The organism is Microbulbifer maximicatervae (SeqCode) (genome assembly GCF_052467325.1).
Genome location: NZ_CP174310.1, coordinates 3,726,751 through 3,744,043 on the forward strand (window position 1 = coordinate 3,726,751; position 17,293 = coordinate 3,744,043).

15 protein-coding genes are annotated in these 17,293 nt (G+C 51.7%); 5 read left to right on the forward strand and 10 right to left on the reverse strand.

The window, feature by feature from the left end:
* Nucleotides 1–11: 11 nt before the first annotated feature.
* The 8 genes from ACJJIE_RS16675 to ACJJIE_RS16710 form a co-directional block, all read right to left on the reverse strand.
* Nucleotides 12–959 (reverse strand): putative porin, encoded by a 948-nt coding sequence (locus ACJJIE_RS16675; RefSeq protein ID WP_444892391.1) that lies wholly within the window; start codon nt 957–959, stop codon nt 12–14.
* 578 nt (nt 960–1,537) lie between these two features.
* Nucleotides 1,538–2,380, reverse strand: coding sequence for a putative porin (locus ACJJIE_RS16680; protein ID WP_444892392.1), 843 nt, complete (start codon nt 2,378–2,380; stop codon nt 1,538–1,540).
* 291 nt (nt 2,381–2,671) lie between these two features.
* A complete protein-coding gene (locus tag ACJJIE_RS16685; protein WP_444892393.1) occupies nt 2,672–2,986 on the reverse strand; it encodes an antibiotic biosynthesis monooxygenase family protein in 315 nt (104 codons plus the stop codon).
* Nucleotides 2,987–3,070: 84 nt separating this feature from the next.
* Complete coding sequence (gene phoU / locus ACJJIE_RS16690; RefSeq protein ID WP_282930610.1) at nt 3,071–3,772, reverse strand: phosphate signaling complex protein PhoU; 702 nt, start codon at nt 3,770–3,772, stop codon at nt 3,071–3,073.
* Nucleotides 3,773–3,795: 23 nt separating this feature from the next.
* Entirely contained in the window at nt 3,796–4,605 is an 810-nt protein-coding gene (pstB, locus tag ACJJIE_RS16695; RefSeq protein ID WP_282934617.1) for a phosphate ABC transporter ATP-binding protein PstB, read from the reverse strand.
* Nucleotides 4,606–4,707: 102 nt separating this feature from the next.
* Nucleotides 4,708–5,994, reverse strand: a complete 1,287-nt coding sequence (pstA, locus tag ACJJIE_RS16700) for a phosphate ABC transporter permease PstA (RefSeq protein ID WP_282930609.1) — start codon at nt 5,992–5,994, stop codon at nt 4,708–4,710.
* Entirely contained in the window at nt 5,987–7,366 is a 1,380-nt protein-coding gene (pstC, locus tag ACJJIE_RS16705) for a phosphate ABC transporter permease subunit PstC (protein WP_444892394.1), read from the reverse strand. The genes pstA and pstC overlap by 8 nt, the downstream gene beginning before the upstream one ends.
* 162 nt (nt 7,367–7,528) lie before the next feature.
* A complete protein-coding gene (locus ACJJIE_RS16710; protein WP_282930607.1) occupies nt 7,529–8,581 on the reverse strand; it encodes a PstS family phosphate ABC transporter substrate-binding protein in 1,053 nt (350 codons plus the stop codon).
* 183 nt (nt 8,582–8,764) lie between these two features.
* Between ACJJIE_RS16710 and ACJJIE_RS16715 the strand changes: the two genes are divergently transcribed.
* The 3 genes from ACJJIE_RS16715 to ACJJIE_RS16725 all read left to right on the forward strand — a co-directional run bounded on the left by ACJJIE_RS16715 (nt 8,765) and on the right by ACJJIE_RS16725 (nt 11,272).
* Nucleotides 8,765–9,337: a TRAP transporter small permease subunit gene (locus tag ACJJIE_RS16715; RefSeq protein ID WP_444892395.1), complete on the forward strand. Its 573-nt coding sequence runs from the start codon at nt 8,765–8,767 to the stop codon at nt 9,335–9,337.
* On the forward strand, nt 9,334–10,695 hold the full coding sequence (locus ACJJIE_RS16720) for a TRAP transporter large permease (protein WP_444892396.1): 1,362 nt from the start codon (nt 9,334–9,336) through the stop codon (nt 10,693–10,695). The genes ACJJIE_RS16715 and ACJJIE_RS16720 overlap by 4 nt, the downstream gene beginning before the upstream one ends.
* A gap of 187 nt (nt 10,696–10,882) precedes the next feature.
* Nucleotides 10,883–11,272 (forward strand): acyl-CoA thioesterase, encoded by a 390-nt coding sequence (locus ACJJIE_RS16725; protein WP_108735392.1) that lies wholly within the window; start codon nt 10,883–10,885, stop codon nt 11,270–11,272.
* Nucleotides 11,273–11,341: 69 nt separating this feature from the next.
* On the opposite strand, the gene ACJJIE_RS16730 is transcribed toward ACJJIE_RS16725, so the two are convergent.
* Both ACJJIE_RS16730 and uvrD read right to left on the reverse strand, forming a co-directional pair.
* Nucleotides 11,342–12,475 carry a TRAP transporter substrate-binding protein gene (locus tag ACJJIE_RS16730; RefSeq protein ID WP_444892397.1) on the reverse strand — a complete coding sequence of 378 codons (1,134 nt, stop codon included), beginning with the start codon at nt 12,473–12,475 and terminating at the stop codon, nt 11,342–11,344.
* A gap of 232 nt (nt 12,476–12,707) precedes the next feature.
* The gene (uvrD, locus tag ACJJIE_RS16735) at nt 12,708–14,912 is read right to left on the reverse strand and encodes a DNA helicase II (RefSeq protein ID WP_444892398.1); all 2,205 of its coding nucleotides are present in this window, start codon (nt 14,910–14,912) and stop codon (nt 12,708–12,710) included.
* A 139-nt stretch (nt 14,913–15,051) separates the two neighbouring features.
* Here uvrD and hexR point away from each other — a divergent pair, with 139 nt between their 5' ends.
* Nucleotides 15,052–15,906 (forward strand): transcriptional regulator HexR, encoded by an 855-nt coding sequence (hexR, locus tag ACJJIE_RS16740; RefSeq protein WP_282930602.1) that lies wholly within the window; start codon nt 15,052–15,054, stop codon nt 15,904–15,906.
* Nucleotides 15,907–16,023: 117 nt separating this feature from the next.
* A complete protein-coding gene (locus ACJJIE_RS16745) occupies nt 16,024–17,283 on the forward strand; it encodes a multidrug effflux MFS transporter (protein ID WP_282930601.1) in 1,260 nt (419 codons plus the stop codon).
* Nucleotides 17,284–17,293: the final 10 nt, after the last annotated feature.

Sequence of the window (17,293 nt, forward strand, 5' to 3'; positions counted from 1 at the left end):
TTTAAGCTTGCTTATAACTGAACTGTTAGGCTAAGTTCAAATTTTTCAACATCAAGTTCTATAAAGGGAGTCAGAAGGCTAAGCACGGTATCATTTTCAAGATCCGGCATAACATCAAGCGTTGAGGTAGATCCAGCACGATAGGTATCACTACCAAAGCTGCGAATGTTAATATTATCATCTGCCTCCATAGTGCTATAAGCAGCCTCTAAGGCAATATTCCGACTAAAGAAGTGGGTGAAAACCAGCTTCATATCGTCTTTCTCGTCCAGTTTCATACCAAACGAGGCGCTTTGTGAGAAGAAATAATCTGCACCGATCTGCCAATAATCGTCATCACCTTCATAGTCGGCATAGGAAAGTTCAGCGGTTAAATACCTTCCCCCTCCCAGGTTAGTGAAATATTTGGAGGAAAATACAGCCACATCGAATTCATCATCACTGACAAAATCAAAACCAATATAATCAGTACCGCTCAACGGGTGATTGTATCGAAACTCAACATAAGTCTCTTCATCAGACTCAAAATCAGTATGGGAAAGTTCTAATAAAAAGTTCGAGGTGAATAAATAGCCAAGAGCAACCGTGTTAATATTGCGATCATTAACTTCGGTCAAATCAACACCAAAAATCAAACCATTTTGAGAAAAATACTCTCCGGTCACAGCGTAATTATCGGCATTATTATTATCTACCTCATTGTGGAAAAAGGCAGCCGACACATTGCTTACTTTGTTAATATATTCAAACTCTTTTAGAGGGCCTAGAGTTTCTTTTCCAGAAAAGTAATAAGTAGTTTCAGCCAAAAACTGATTACCATCTAAATCGAACTCACCACCCAAAACATCTAGATCATAACCCAAGCTAGAATAGCCAGCTGTAGTAATTGAATTATATTTCTCAGCGTCAGCTGTTACAGAGAGAAGTAACAGGGGAAGAATAGCGAGACTGAATCTCATTTCCAAAACCTTTCGTTAACATAATGACCTAAATTGGGGTGCGAATTCTAGCAAGAATTTTTTACTGCGCAACAAATACTATTTGTATGAGATAAAAGCAGAATCCACATATAAATGAACTATTCGGTAAATATGCTATTATCGCCAAACCTTGATAATTCAATTCACACAACAGGTTCTTTATGCTTCCACTGCTCATATAGCTCTGCTGAACTGACAAGCAACCTTTCGCCTGGAGATACCTATCGATGAAAGTTATTCACCCACAGGTTTTTACGAAACATTCGAAGCGACAAGCTTTCATTTAGTAAGCCCGCACAAGAATTAAGCTAAATTTCGGAAGGATTATTTCGCGATAGCAAGAGATTTAGAAGGATTTTAGATTTATTTAGAGGTCGGATATAAAAAGAAAAATCAGCAAAGTACTCCAACCATTACATAAAACAGCTGGATATAAAAGAAAGCTGGCACTAGGGTGCCAAACAGGGTTGAAGCAGTGCAGCTAAGTTGCTTTGAACTTACCCAAGCTGCACTATAAAGTAAAGGACTATCATTGATAGCCCTTTACTTAAGCTAGCTTACAATTGGACAGTTAAGCCCAGCTGGTAGATATCTAGATCACCGCTAACATCATTATTAGATAGATAAGCTGCTTCAACAGCAATATTGCGATTAAAGAAGTGAGTCATACCCAGATGGTAATTTTCATTCTCATCATAATTAAATTCAACAGAGGTGCGCTGATTGAAGAAGAATTCAGTGCCTAGCGCCCAGTAATCATCGGCTTTCTCGATGCTATTGTAAGCTACTTCTACAGTCAGATATTGCTCTCCAGCCAGATGAGTAAAGTACTTGGAGGACAAAGCACGATTTTCGAATTCTTCATCAACAAAAAGATTAAAACCAACATAATCAGTTGAATTCAACTGGTAGTTATAACGAGCCTCCACGGAAAACTCATTATCACTATCGTCATCAACATGATTTAGCTTAACCAGCAAATCTGGGGAAAAGAGGTATCCGATAGACTGATAATCTAAATTAGTTTCCCAAACATCATATATACCGGCACTAACAACAATTCCATTGGAAGCAAAATACTCACCACCTACAGAGAAAGAGTCTATATCATCACTATCGTGATTATGATGATAGAATTCACCAGAAACATTACTAACTTTGTTAATATATTCAAACTCTTTTAATGGACCAAGAGTTTCCTTACCACCAAAAAAGTAAGTAGTTCCAAGGTTAAAATCATCTGCATCATAACCTCTATTCCTAGTAGAACCAGAACTACCAGAAATAGAGTATGTATAATCAGTATTGGCGTATGTAGCATTAGTAAAAGAATTATATTCTTCAGCGCCTGCAGTTGTGGCGACAAGCATCAGGGGCAGAGCAGCAAGCTTGAATCTCATTTGATAAATCCTTCGTTAACGTAGCGATCCAAATTGGGCTGCGGATTGTAACAAAAGTTTTTTGGTGCGCAACAACAGCAAATTACACGATAAGCAATTAGAGCCAAATTTGCGGTAAAGCGAATATTTTTTTTCGATAAAAAAATGTATCAACCAGAAAAAACAAACGCTGTAATTGGCTGTAATGCACCAAGCAAATAAATTTCAGCTAAAAAGAATAAAATAAAAAGTTTTATTTTAATATTCGAACATATATTTATTCAGGCTATGTTCAGGTTGAATTGATTAACATCAATCGCTATTAATATTTACAACCCATTGCGGGTCATAAAACTCCCCTATTAGATTAATTTTTACAAAAGGGGCCACACTGGCAATGATTTCGTCAATTTTTTTACTGTGCTCGGCTTGCATAGCATCCCGATCTTTTTTACATCGCCAGCTAGCAATGGCTATCAACACATTGGGGTCATCAATTTTTCGATGAAGCTCTGTGCCCATCGCTCCCGGAGAGCGCTGTATGATCTCGGAAGCACGCAACCAAGCATCGGCATAATCCTCAGCTTTAAACCCATCTTGTAGATAAACTTCGAAGATAAATTTCATTCCCTGTATTACCTGACGACTAAGAATTAGATTCCAACAAAAAAAAGGCCGCACTAGGCGACCTTTTTAAATTAGCAAAACCCTTTAGGACTTGCGTAGATTTTCCTGGTGCCCGTGCCGAATGTCAGCACCCTCCACCAAGTAAACAACCTGCTCACAAATATTTTTCGCATGGTCACCAATCCGCTCCAGTGAGCGCAGGGTCCACAACACATTAATGACCCGGGAAATACTGCGCGGGTCCTCCATCATGTAAGTTACCAGTTCACGTACGGCCGTACGGTAATCCATATCAACCTGCTGGTCCTCAGCAAGAGTTTGCAGAGCCGACTGCACATCGAAACGAGTATAGGCATCCAAGGCGTCATTGAGCATTTTGCGCACAGCATTGGCAATATGACGGATTTCGGTATACCCGCGCGGCGACGTACCTTCATCTGTCAGCGCTATGGCCATCTTGGCAATCTTGCTCGCCTCATCTCCAATTCGCTCCAGGTCGCGGGCAATTCGAATGACAGACAGCACCATACGGAGGTCAGATGCCGCCGGTTGGCGTTTGGCAATAATTAGTGTGGCGTGCTCATCCAGGGCCATCTCACTCTTATCGATGACTTCTTCAATACGCAGAACTTCCTCGGCCAACTCACTGTCAGCATTGGCCAGGGCATCAACTGCATCGGCAACCTGGCGGGCGACCATACCGCCCATTTCCAGCATCTCTGTCTTTAAGCTTTCCAGGTCTTCATTAAATTGGCGTGAGATATGTTGATCGAAATGCATTTCCATAGTTTTCCCTCCGAGCAGGAACCTTAGCCGAAGCGGCCGGTGATATAGGCTTCAGTGAGTTCGTGCTCGGGGTTGGTGAACACCGTTTCAGTATCGTTAACTTCCACCAAATGCCCCAAATGGAAGTAAGCCGTACGCTGACTCACCCGCGCAGCCTGCTGCATCGAGTGAGTAACGATTGCGATAGTGTAGTTCTGGCGCAGCTCATCGATCAGCTCTTCGATTCGCGCCGTTGCAATCGGGTCCAGGGCAGAGCAGGGCTCATCCATCAGGATCACTTCCGGGCTCACCGCAATAGCGCGGGCAATGCACAGGCGCTGCTGCTGACCACCGGACAGACCCGTACCCGGCTTGTCCAAACGATCTTTAACCTCATTCCACAGACCGGCGCGGCGCAGGCTATTTTCTACGATCTCATCCAGATCGGCGCGGCGGCTGGCAATGCCGTGGATTTTTGGGCCGTAGGCCACATTCTCGTAAATGGACTTGGGAAAAGGGTTTGGTTTCTGGAATACCATACCGACGCGGGCGCGCAGGGGTACCACATCCACTTTGGGGCCATAGATGGGGTCACCATCCAGACTTAACTCGCCCTCGACGCGACAACCTTCAATGGTGTCATTCATGCGGTTGAGGCAACGTAAAAACGTCGACTTACCACAGCCGGAGGGACCGATCATGGCAACCACTTCATTTTTTCCAATATCGAGACCGACCGAGTGGATCGCCTGGGTTTCACCATAGAAAACATTCACATTGCGCATACGCAACTTGGCGGTGTCACAGAAGGGTTGGCCAACTGTTTCTCTAACATCAGCCCGATCATTCATCATTTGCCTACCCGCAACATCGGATTGCGCCGCATCAGTTTGGCTGGCGGCATCCAGGGTCATGGTACTCATATAATATCCCGCTTTCTGATAATCCGCGCTCTGTTACCAGCGGCGCTCAAGTTTCTTGCGCAGCAATACCGCGCTGGTATTCATCACAATCAGCACACTCAGCAGCACCATAATGGCTGCGGAAGTCCGCTCGACAAAGGCGCGCTCCGGGCTGTCTGCCCACAGGAAAATCTGCACAGGCAGCACGGTGGCCGGGTCGGTTACCCCGGCAGGTACGTCGACAATAAAAGCGACCATACCAATCATCAATAGGGGTGCCGTCTCACCGAGGGCCTGGGCCATACCGATAATCGCGCCAGTCAACATTCCCGGCATCGCCAGGGGCAGCACATGGTGGAAAACCACCTGCATACGTGAAGCCCCCATACCCATTGCCGCCTCGCGAATTGAGGGTGGCACCGCCTTCAAAGCCGCGCGGCTGGAAATAATAATCGTGGGCAAGGTCATCAGTGTCAGTACCAAGCCCCCTACCAGGGGTGCCGAACGCGGTAACTCAAAGAAATTAATAAATATCGCCAGGCCCAAAAGACCGAAAACAATAGAAGGCACTGCCGCGAGGTTATTGATATTCACCTCAATCAAATCGGTCCAACGGTTTTTGGGCGCATACTCTTCCAGGTAAATCGCCGCCGCCACACCGATAGGGAATGACAGTGCGAGAGTTACCAACAGGGTAAACAGGGACCCCATCAAGGCTGCGCGGATACCCGCCTGCTCTGGTTCACGGGAGTCGCCATTGGTAAAGAAGATGGTATTGAACCGCTTCTTCAGTTCACCGCTGTCCAACAGCTGCTCAATCCAACCGGCCTTCTGGTCCGAGGTACGACCACGGAATCCCTCTTTGGAGTCCTTCAGGCTTTTGACGAAAGTATCCACATCGTCATCGACTGACAGCCAGACTTTCTCGGATTTACCCAGCAGTTCCGGATTCGCCGCCAAACGATCGCGCAGGGTAAAAGGTGCTCCGGAGGAAACCAGGCTGTAGAGCTCACGCTTGTCACTGCGACCAGTCACAGTAGGAAAGCGTTCGCGCAGGGACTGGCGAATAACACCGGTGAAGTTTGCCCAGGTCAGACTTTCATCATCGACCTTATCGATGCCCAGAACCTGTTCGTCGTAGTGCACCTCCAGTTGGATAGCTGTCTGCACAAAGGCACCACTGCCTTTGCTGATAATGTCAGTGAACAAAATCAGTACAGCGAGTACACCAAAGGCGATACTGCCGATACCCAGCCCACGAAACAGCTTTTCTTTGCGGTGACGGCTGGCGAGGCTTTTTTCTATTCGCTCGCGAACCTGCGCCTGAGTAAGATCAGTCATACTGCTCCCGGTATTTTTTCACTACGTGCAAGGCAATAAAGTTCAGCACCAAAGTGGAGATAAACAACATCAGGCCCAAAGCAAAAGCGGCGAGGGTCTTGGGACTGTCAAATTCCTGGTCGCCAACCAACAGAGTCACAATCTGCACCGTCACAGTCGTGACCGATTCGAGCGGGTTTGCGGTGAGGTTCGCCGCGAGCCCGGCGGCCATCACCACAATCATGGTTTCACCAATTGCGCGGGAAACCGCCAGTAATACACCGCCGACGATGCCAGGCAGTGCCGCAGGAATCACAACTTTGCGCACCGTCTCGGACTGGGTGGAACCCAAACCCAGGGCGCCATCGCGCAGGGACTGGGGCACCGCGTTGATCACGTCATCGGACAGAGAGGAAACAAAGGGAATGATCATGATTCCCATCACCAGGCCAGCGGCCAGTGCGCTTTCACTGGAGGCCTGTAGGCCCATAGAGGTGGCCAGCTCGCGAATAAATGGAGCAACGGTTAAGGCAGCAAAAAAGCCGTATACCACGGTGGGTACACCGGCGAGAATTTCGAGTACTGGCTTGGCCAGGGAACGCACGCGCTTACTGGCGTACTCCGCCAGATAAATAGCCGCCATCAATCCCACAGGTACCGCCACAAACATGGCGATCGCGGACACCATCAGGGTTCCGGTAAACAGCGGGACAGCACCAAAAGCACCGCTCGATCCCACCTGGTCTGCGCGCAGGGCCATCTGTGGGCTCCAGTGCAATCCAAACAGAAATTCACTCACCGGCACGGACTGGAAGAAACGCAGGGATTCAAACAATACCGATAACAAAATACCGACAGTGGTTAGAATCGCGGCGCTGGCACAGGCAATCAGCACCGTGCGCAGCACTTTTTCAACTTTTTCGCGAGCGCGCAGCTTGGGAGAAAAGCGCAGCAGTGCAAAAGCGGCAAGGCCGCTGGCCAACACCAAACTCAGGAAGGCCTGTAAATTATTGGAACTGGAACGCAACTGACTGAGGTAGTCCGCAGCACTCTGCAATTGTGGGGACTTTTCACCTATCAGGTGGCCCGCCGCGAGATTCTGGATCTGCGCGTAGAGAAGGTTCTGCCCGGAGATGCTCTCCGGCTTATCGGCAATACTATTCATGACCATCGCACGGATGATCGAATCGTCAAATACCAACCAGCCACAGAGTAATATCAGTGCTGGCAAACCACACCAAAGGGCGGTGAGTAATCCGTAATAACTGGGCAGGGCGGCCAGATTGCGAACGCCGCCAAGACTGCGAGCAGCGTTCACTGCACGGCGAAAGCCAGTGCCGTAGGCCACTAATATCAGGAGCAGCAAAAGTGCGAACAGTGTGGGGGTTTGCATTGAATTACCGTACTAAAAATATCGTCGCTGGCATTATCCAGACTTTATCCCCGCGTTCCATCACAGGGGGGGCGACAATTTGTGAGTCTTCTTATAAAGAACGGCCAAGCCCTTTCGAGCTTGGCCGTCAATTCCCTTTGACAGTACAACTCCAGAATTTTTTTACTTGGCTGCGAGATTACTCAGTGCGTTCAGCTTGCGCACATCAGTAGCAATCTTTTGACGCTTCTCGGTAGGCAGAGGAATCATACCTTTGTCAGCCAGGTAGCCATCTTCACCCCAAGCGCGCTCATTGGTGAATTCAGCCAGGAACTGCTTAACACCGGGAACCACGTCAGCGTGCTGCTTCTTAACGTAGATAAACAGCGGACGGGAAACCGGGTAGCTCTGGTCAGCGATGGAGTCGAAAGTAGGGGCCTGATCTTCGATCAGGGAGCCCTGTACCTTGTCAGCATTCTGGTCGAGGAAACTAAAGCCGAAGATACCCAGGGCGTTGGGGTTGGCAACCAGCTTGTTCACGATCAGGTTGTCGTTCTCACCGGCTTCAACATAAGCGCCGTCTTCACGAACGTTGTGACAGATCGCTTTGTAAGCGCTCTTGTCTGTTTTCTTCATGGCTTTGATCCAGCCAAACTTCTTACAGCCACCTTCCATTGCCAGCTCGGCAAAAGCATCGCGAGTACCGGAAGTGGGGGGCGGACCCAAAACTTCGATTTTGGTGTTGGGCAGAGCTGGGTTTACGTCCTTCCAGGTCTTGTAGGGGTTGGCTACCAGAGTTTCAGAACCGTCTGGGTTAGGAACTTCCTTAGCCAGGGCCAGAAAGATGTCCTTACGAGTCAGCTTAAAGGGAGCCGCTTTCTTAGCATTTGCAAGAACGATGCCGTCGTAACCGATCTGTACTTCAACAACATCAACACCGTTGCTGTTACACATTTCCAGTTCGGATTGCTTGATGCGACGGGAGGCACCGGTGATATCCGCAGTGCTTTCTCCAACACCCTGGCAGAACAACTTCATGCCACCACCAGTACCAGTGGACTCAACGACTGGAGTTTTAAACTGGGTTGCGCGGCTAAAACGCTCCGCCACAGTCGTAGTAAACGGGTAAACAGTAGAGGAACCTACAACACTAATGTAATCGCGCGCTGCCATAGCAACCTGTGAAGTTGCCAGGGTCAGGGCTGCCAGAGAAGTCGCCAGAATTTGCTTGTTCATTGTGTAACTCCGATGAGTGTTTTTATTTCACACGGCGATGCTAGGAACAACGGGTGACGATTCTATGAATAAAAGATTACAAAAAGGTTACAGCTGTATTTTTACCCTGCTGGCATGAGAGCGGGCAAAGGGTTAACCTTCGAGCAACATAAATAACAATAAGATGTAAAGAGAGAAGCCCCCATGCGTTTTCTGCTGTGCAGCGCGCAGGCACTCGAGCGCCTGACCAGTCATACCGGGCAACTGCTGTCCTGGTTCACCTGGGCCATGGTTCTGTTACAAAGCTGTGTTGTGGTGATGCGCCACGGCTTCAATACCGGTTCTATCGCCCTACAGGAATCCGTGATTTACCTGCACGGTGCCGCCTTTATGCTGGGGCTGGCCTATGCGTTGCAGACCGATGCCCATGTGCGGGTGGATGTCTTCTACCGCAGGATGAGCGCCAGGGCCAAAGCCTGGATCAATGCAATTGGCTATCTGATATTCCTCTTACCGCTTTGCGTCTTTCTATTTATAAGCAGCTGGCACTTTGTACTGAATAGCTGGTCAGTTTTTGAAGACAGTGCGAACGCCGGCGGCCTGCCTGGGGTATTTTTACTGAAGAGCCTGATTCCTCTGTCCGCCGTCACCCTGGCTCTGGCGGGGCTGGCCCAGTTTATTCGCGCGCTGGTGCAATTGATGCTGCCCCAACAACAGTCCATTCCAATGTCGTCGTCAAAAGCAGTACTGAAGCAGGTAGAAGGGGCCGAAGTGTGATTGAGCTAATCCCCTTTCTGATGTTTGCAGCCGTCTGCGCTCTGCTTATGTTCGGCTACCCAGTAGCTTTTACCCTCGCGGGTACCGCCCTGCTATCAGCGGGCCTGGGTATTGTGTATGGCGTATTTGATGCTGAGTTGCTGCGCGCTTTCCCCGATCGCCTCTACGGCATTATGCAAAACGGCACTCTGGTTGCCGTTCCGCTATTTGTGCTGATGGGGGTAATACTGGAGCGAGCCAAGATTGCCGAGGATTTGTTGGTTAATCTGAGCAAAGCCTTTATGGGGGCTCCCTCGGGACTCGCCATTTCCGTAGTGGTAGTGGGCGCGCTGCTCGCCGCCAGTACTGGCATCGTCGGTGCAACTGTAGTCACCATGGGGCTGATGTCACTGCCCACCATGTTAAAAAGTGGCTACTCCCCCAAACTGGCTACCGGCACTATCTGCGCCACTGGTACCCTCGGGCAAATTATCCCTCCCTCTATTGCCTTGGTTCTGTTGGGTGACACCCTCTCCAATGCCTATCAACAGGCACAACTGTCTGCAGGCATTTTCAATCCCAAGCCAGTCAGCGTAGGGGATCTGTTTGTAGGGGCAATTATTCCCGGCTTACTGCTGGTGGCCGCCTATATCATTTATCTATTATTTATTGCCCGTCGCCCCAAACCCACAGAGAGCAGCGAGCCTCCAGAAGTGGATAAGGCCCAGCTGCTTCGCAGTCTTTTGCCCCCGATTGCCTTAATGCTGATTGTGCTCGGATCAATCATCGTTGGCGCTGCCACCCCTACAGAAGCGGCCGCCGTCGGCGCACTGGGGGCGGCGTTACTGGCATCCAGTCGCGGAGCACTAAGCTTTAAGCGCGCCGGGGAAATCGGCCGCAGTACACTTCAGGTCTCGGCAATGGTTTTCGCCATATTGATTGGCGCTTCATTATTTTCTCTGGTATTTCGCGGTTACAACGGTGAAGAATTGGTGACAGGATTTTTCCACAGCTTGCCCGGAGGGGTAATCGGCGCGACCCTGTTGGTGATGCTGGTAATCTTCCTGCTGGGCTTTATCCTCGACTTTATCGAGATCACCTTTGTAGTGGTACCAATTGTGGGCCCGGTACTGCTGGCAATGGGCGTCGATCCGGTGTGGCTCGGCATTATGATTGCCATCAATTTGCAAACCTCTTTCCTAACGCCTCCATTTGGGTTTGCCCTCTTTTACCTGCGCGGGGTGGCCCCCAGTTCTGTCGCGACATCGGCCATCTATCGCGGGGTAGCACCTTTTATTGCCATTCAACTTTTACTGCTCTGCCTGCTGGCGATATGGCCGGCCCTGGCCACTTGGTTGCCGGGGGTGGTTCAGCAATAGTGATCTGCGTCATGTAGAGAGCCGTCCAGGGCTGAGAGGCAGCACCAACGGCCAAAAACGCGTCTACGGTCGACTAAAGGCCGAAATTTATTCTGGTCAATTACTGGCCAAATTGTGCTAGAATGCGCCACCATTCCAGTAGTGGAAACCAATAACTCTAACAATCTGTGAGTACCCGATGTCCGCACTGTCAGCTCTCGATGAAGATCCGCAACCCACAGGCACGCTAACCCTGCAAACCCTGGCTATGCCCCGCGATACCAATCCGCAGGGGGATGTTTTTGCCGGTTGGCTGATGTCGCAGATGGACCTCGCTGGCGCCATTCTCGCGCAAACCATGGCGCGCGGCCGTGTCACAACCGTTGCAGTGGGCAGCATGGTTTTCCTGCGCCCGGTTCCGGTTGGCTCAACAGTCAGCTGCTATGCGGAAGCCATTGAAGAAGGGCGTTCCTCAATTCGTACTATGGTTGAGGTTTGGCTGACGCGGGTGGATTCTGGTGAGCAGGTTAAGGTTACCGAGGGTGAGTTTGTATTTGTCGCTATCGACGATGCCGGCCGCACCAGGCCGCTGCCCTGATTGTAGATTTCGAGTTCGCCGGCTGTAGAGCAACACAGCCGGCAATATCATCGGCCCAGTAGTTGGGCGCTAATCTTCCTTTAACTCTCTCGCCTGGTAGTAAGCCTCTTCACTGATCTCGTGGTAGGGCTTCACATCCCGTTCAAATTCCTTAAAGGCTTTGTAAACACGGGCAAACTCCGGGTCCTGCTGCGCCGTCTCCTGCATAATTTCGTTGTTGATCTTCTTCAGGTGAGACAGAACATCCTCCGGCAAGCGCTCCACTTTTACCCCGTGCTCTTCTACCAGCTCCTTGAGGGCCCGGTTATTGCGTGCCGTGTATTCGTCCAGCATATCCTGGTTAGCTTCACGGGCGGCGACTCGCACTATTTCCTGCAAATCAGCAGGCAGTTTTTCGAACGCCTTTTTATTAACGATAAATTCCAGGATAGAGCCCGGCTCATGCCACCCGGGGTAGTAGTAATACTCAGCGACCTGGTGGAAACCAAAAGCGAGATCGTTGTAGGGCCCCACCCATTCGGTAGCATCGATCACTCCAGTCTGGAGGGCGGTGTAGAGTTCTCCACCGGGAATGGTCACCGCAGTGCCGCCTGCGCGGTTTAAAACCTCACCACCCAGGCCGGGAATACGCATCTTTAGGCCCTTTAAATCCTTCACCGACTCAATCGGTTTGTTAAACCAGCCCGCCATCTGTACACCGGTGGAGCCCCCCGCAAGTGGGATCAGGTTAAAGGGCTCGTAGATCTCCTCCCAGAGTTCGAGACCACCGCCGTGGTGCAACCAACCATTCATTTCCTGGGCGTTCAATCCGAATGGCACTGCGGTAAAAAACTGGGCTGCGGGCACCTTGCCTTTCCAGTAATAGGCCGCGCCGTGTCCCATCTGCGCGGCGCCTTCCGAAACAGCACCAAATACGCCCAGGGCAGGTACCAACTCACCGGCACCGTACACTTTGATCCTGAGACGCCCGGCTGACATCGCCTCGACTTTCTTGGCAAAACGCTCCGGCGCACTGCCGAGGCCAGGGAAATTCTTGGGCCAGGTAGTAACTAATTTCCACTCAAACAGCTCTTTATTGCCCTCTGCAGAAAAGTGCTGGGCAGGGCCCATTGCTGCACGGGAAGCTACCAGGGCGGCGAAGGTAATGGCGAGCAGGGCTAAGAGCCCGAGAATGATAGCCGGGTACCAATTGAGTTTTTTCATTGCCACTAATTTATCGTTATTTTTGTATTGTACAAATTATCGGCAGACGCTTTGGTCGCCAACTTAGGTCTTCAGAGGAAGTCCGCTGTGATTTTACCTTGGTATTTTGAATGGATTCCCGCTATCGCTGGAATCCATTCACCACTATCTAACTTTCAATTCTGCATGCCTTTCGGTACCGACATGCTCCGGCACTCAGTATTTAATGCTTAGTGCCAGCTCAAGCCATCACTTAAAGCGGCTGCAACTTGGCCATTGAAAGTATCAACCTCTTGTCGCCAACATCGTCAAAATTAACCAGCACCCGCATTCGAGGACCCGTTCCCTCAAACTCAATGACAGTTCCTTCACCAAACTTGGCGTGGTCCACTCGCCCGCCCAGGACCAGCGGGGGCAAATCATCGAAGTCTGGCGCCGGGTCGGAAAACTGGCCTACCTTGCCGTAATCCGCCTGATAGAGCGGGCGGGAAATTTCGGTCTTCAGGCGCACTTCTTGCACCAAATTAGGTGGAATTTCGCCGATAAAGCGAGAAGGGCTGTTATAGGTTTCGCTGCCAAACAGACGCCGGTTTTCCGCGTAGGTAATGTATAGCTTGCGCATGGCGCGGGTGATACCCACGTAGCAGAGGCGTCTCTCCTCCTCCATGCGGCCGGGCTCCTGCGCCGACATCTTGTGGGGGAACAGGTTTTCCTCCACACCCGCCATAAATACCAGGGGAAACTCCAGACCTTTCGCGGAGTGCAGGGTCATCAGCTGGACGGCATCCTCAAACTCATCCGCCTGGCCTTCACCGGCATCGAGGGCAGCGCTGTCGAGGAACTGGTTAAGAAGCGGGATTTTCTCCTCATCTTCCTCTCCCTCGGGCAGGCCTGCACCGGTAAAGCCGCGACAGGCAGTGACCAGTTCCTGCAAGTTCTCCACTCGTGTTTGGCCTTTCTCGCCTTTCTCTTTGCCGTGAAACTCCAGCAAACCGCTGTTTTCGATCACATCCTCAGCAATAGCATCCAACTCTTTATCTTCTGCATTCGCTGCCAGCTGGTTAATCAGGTCCAGGAAGCTCTGCAGGGCATTGCCGGCGCGAGCAGCCAATACCCGCTGCTGCAACATCAGCTTGGCCGCCTGCCACAGGGAGCAGCCCTGCTCCCGGGCATAAGAGCGGACCATCTCTACAGTGCGCGCGCCGATGCCACGGGTGGGCGTATTCACTACCCGTTCAAACGCAGTATCATCATCGCGGTTGGTAATCAGGCGTAAATAAGACAGGGCATTCTTGATTTCCAGGCGCTCGTAGAAGCGCTGGCCGCCATAGATACGGTAGGGAACCTGCTCGCGCAAAAGCCCCTCTTCAAGTACCCGGGATTGGGCATTGGAACGGTAGAGGATAGCGATGCTGTCGCGGCGATTACCGTCGCGCACCCAGTCATTGATTCGCTCGACAATAAAGCGCGATTCATCCTGTTCGTTGTAGGCCGCGTAGACGGCGATGGGCTCACCCTCTTCACCCTTGGTCCACAACTCTTTGCCCAAGCGACCACTGTTATTGGCGATCACCGCATTGGCCGCGTTCAGAATGGTGGAGGTGGATCTGTAGTTCTGCTCCAGTCGCACCGTCTGCACTTCTCGTAAATCTGTGGAAAAGTGCTGGATATTCTCGATCTTGGCACCGCGCCAACCGTAGATGGACTGGTCATCGTCACCCACGGCGGTGATATGGCACTGCTCACCGGCAAGTAGGCGCAACCAGGCATATTGAATCGTGTTGGTGTCCTGGAACTCATCCACCAGGATATGGGGAAAACGCCGGCGGTAGTGGGCCAGAATAGCGTCGTTATTTAGCCAGAGCTCGTGGGCGCGCAGCAGCAGCTCGCCGAAATCCACCAATCCACCGCGCTGACAGGCCTCTTCATAGGCGAAATAGATTCGCACCATGGTCTGCAACCAGGGATCCGCGCCGGCATTGATATATTGCGGCCGCAGACCTTCATCTTTCTGCGCGCCAATCCACCACTGAGTTTCCCGCGGTGACCACTTTTTATCATCCAGCCCAAGATCTGCCTGTACCCGCTTGATCAGGCGAAGCTGGTCGTCGGAATCCAGGATCTGGAAATTCTGCGGCAACTTGGCTTCTTGCCAGTGAGCTTTGAGCAGGCGGTGAGCCAGGCCGTGGAAGGTGCCCACCCACATGCCAAAGGTATTCACCCCCAGCAGTTCTTCGATACGGGCGCGCATCTCGCGGGCCGCCTTGTTGGTAAAGGTTACCGCCATAATGGAGTAGGGCGAGGCGCCCTCCACCTGCATCAGCCAGGCGATGCGGTGTACCAGCACCCGGGTCTTGCCCGAGCCGGCACCGGCCAGAACCAATTGATTGCCGGGCGCGGCAGCTACTGCTTCGCGCTGGGCGTCGTTGAGGGGGTCTAAAATCTGAGATACGTCCATGGGCGAAGATTGTACCAGAGCTGATGCACAAGACCTGTGTAAATAAACAGGATTTTGCCCTGCCTGACAATGTAATGTCGCTCGCCAGCGGAGGGCACAGCGGCTAAACTGCGCCATCTGGCATAGAGAAGGAAGTCCTGTGAAACCGGCGGAAGTAACGCAACGAATCAGTGAACAACTGTCATCCATGCGCAAATCAGAGCGCAAGGTGGCGGAGTATATTCTCGCCAACCCCGATGAAATCATTCATATGCGCATCGTCGACCTGGCTACTGAAGCCCAGGTGAGTGAACCTACCGTGGTGCGCTTTTGCCGCGCCGTGGGCTGCTCCGGATTCCAGGAGTTCAAGCTGAACCTGGCGCAGCAGCTGGCTTCCAGCCCCAGCTTCGGCCAGATTGCGGTTACGGAAACGGATACCATTGCCGAATACAAGCGCAAGGTTTTCGACTCCACGGTGGATACCCTGCTGAAAGTCCGCGATAGAATTGACGACCGTGCCCTCGAGGCCGCTGTCACTGCGATGGCCGCTTCCAAGCGGGTGGAATTCTTCGGTTTTGGCGCCTCCGGTGCCGTCGCCGCCGATGCCCAGCACAAGTTCTTCCGCCTACAGTTAGCCACCGCTGCTCACTCGGACCACCACATCCAGAATATGTCGGCCATGTCCATGCAAGCGGGGGATGTAGTAGTAGCTATCTCCCAGAGCGGTCGCACCAAGGCGTTACTTCGCTCCATGAGCATGGCAAAAGAGCAGGGCGCTCTGGTGGTTGGTTTGGCACCCAGCGGCTCGCCGGTGGCACAGCAAGCCAGCATCCCACTGGAAGTGGATGTAGAAGAGGATATTGAGATCTATACGCCGCTGTCCTCGCGCATCGCTCATCTGGTGGTAATCGATGTCCTCGCTATCGGCGTAGCCCAGCGCAAAGGTCCTCAGCTACAGGAGCACCTGTTGAAACTGAAACAGGGACTGTACACATTGCGGGAAGACAAGCACTAAACTCCCTGATATCCAAAGCGGGCAAGGGACAATGTGCCCGCCCGTTTCTACCAAAGCCATTTCCCGCCAATTGGGCTTTGCCGGGAAGATCCTTCCAGGCTGTACCTGAGCAACATAATGACATCCATCGCTTCTAACCCGGACGAGAAAGCCCCGCGCTGGCTAGTGGTGTGGCTGGCCGCACTCGTTTCTCTGACACCTTTTTCCATCGACAGCTACCTGCCGGCCATTCCGGCGATGGCGGCGGCCCTGGATACAGAAGTCGAGCGGATGCAGTACTCAGTGTCCAGTTTTCTGCTGGGCTTTGCCCTCGGACAACTGTTTGGCGGACCATTATCAGATCGCTGGGGACGGCGCCTTGTAGGAACCATCGGCCTCAGTATCTATATAGCCAGCTCCCTGTTAGTCCTGTTTACCGACCATGTAGACCAACTGATTATCCTGCGCTTCTGCCAGGCAGTTGGCGGCGGCTTTGCCACAGTAATATGTGCTGCAATTGTGCGCGACCTACACAGTGGCCGTGAGGCGGCAAAAATTATTTCCCTGATTAGCACCATCATGCTGATTGCACCACTGATCGCCCCGGTGATCGGCTCCGCACTACTAGCCGTTGGCGGCTGGCAGAGTATATTCGTCTTTTTGTTACTGTACGCTTTGGCAATGCTCGTACTAGTACAGTTGCTGTTACCGGAGACCGTCTCCCGCTTTACCCGCGCACGCCGCCAGATGATGCCGCTAAAGTCTCTCGTGGGCAGCTACGGCCAGGTTTTGCGCAATCCCCGCGCTATTGGGTTCCTGATTGCACAGGCCTGTGTCAGCGGTTCGATGTTTATCTACATCACCACCGCGCCCTTTGTGTTTATGGATTACTTCGGTGTTAGCGCGAATCAGTTCCCACTGTTTTTTGGTATCTGCGTACTCGGGCTAATTTGCATGGTTCAGGTGAATATCCGCCTACTGAACTTTTTTGAGCCGCGCAATATCCTGCTGGCGGGTATTGTGTTGCAGCTATTGGGTTGCGGCCTGCTGCTGCTGGGAACTATGACAGGAGTCAAAGAACTTACCCTGTGGATGATTCCCCTGGTACTGGTGATGAGCTGTATCGGTATTACCGGCCCCAATGCCGCCGCCTGTTATTTGGAGTTCTTCCCCAAAATCAGCGGTAGTGCCAACGCGCTATACGGCGCCGCTCTGTTTATTACCGGGGGGATACTGGGTGGACTGGCGAGCAGCCTGCACACCGGAACCCTGACACCTATTGCAGGATCTATGGCGGGCTGTGCTTTTGTGGCACTACTCTCTGCACTATTCGTCGCGAAGGTTCGCCAACCGATCGAGTCCGATATCCCTGCAACCCGGCGCTTTACCCCGCGTTAACGGCAGCTCT

What these genes read in the sequence shown, in the direction of transcription:
- ACJJIE_RS16710 (WP_282930607.1), bottom strand. Translation starts at nt 8,581, where the DNA reads ATGAACAAGCAAATTCTGGCGACTTCTCTGGCAGCCCTGACCCTGGCA.
- ACJJIE_RS16685 (WP_444892393.1), bottom strand. Translation starts at nt 2,986, where the DNA reads ATGAAATTTATCTTCGAAGTTTATCTACAAGATGGGTTTAAAGCTGAG.
- ACJJIE_RS16715 (WP_444892395.1), top strand. Translation starts at nt 8,765, where the DNA reads ATGCGTTTTCTGCTGTGCAGCGCGCAGGCACTCGAGCGCCTGACCAGT.
- ACJJIE_RS16675 (WP_444892391.1), bottom strand. Translation starts at nt 959, where the DNA reads ATGAGATTCAGTCTCGCTATTCTTCCCCTGTTACTTCTCTCTGTAACA.
- ACJJIE_RS16730 (WP_444892397.1), bottom strand. Translation starts at nt 12,475, where the DNA reads ATGAAAAAACTCAATTGGTACCCGGCTATCATTCTCGGGCTCTTAGCC.
- ACJJIE_RS16745 (WP_282930601.1), top strand. Translation starts at nt 16,024, where the DNA reads ATGACATCCATCGCTTCTAACCCGGACGAGAAAGCCCCGCGCTGGCTA.
- phoU (WP_282930610.1), bottom strand. Translation starts at nt 3,772, where the DNA reads ATGGAAATGCATTTCGATCAACATATCTCACGCCAATTTAATGAAGAC.
- pstC (WP_444892394.1), bottom strand. Translation starts at nt 7,366, where the DNA reads ATGCAAACCCCCACACTGTTCGCACTTTTGCTGCTCCTGATATTAGTG.
- pstA (WP_282930609.1), bottom strand. Translation starts at nt 5,994, where the DNA reads ATGACTGATCTTACTCAGGCGCAGGTTCGCGAGCGAATAGAAAAAAGC.
- pstB (WP_282934617.1), bottom strand. Translation starts at nt 4,605, where the DNA reads ATGATGAATGATCGGGCTGATGTTAGAGAAACAGTTGGCCAACCCTTC.
- ACJJIE_RS16680 (WP_444892392.1), bottom strand. Translation starts at nt 2,380, where the DNA reads ATGAGATTCAAGCTTGCTGCTCTGCCCCTGATGCTTGTCGCCACAACT.
- uvrD (WP_444892398.1), bottom strand. Translation starts at nt 14,912, where the DNA reads ATGGACGTATCTCAGATTTTAGACCCCCTCAACGACGCCCAGCGCGAA.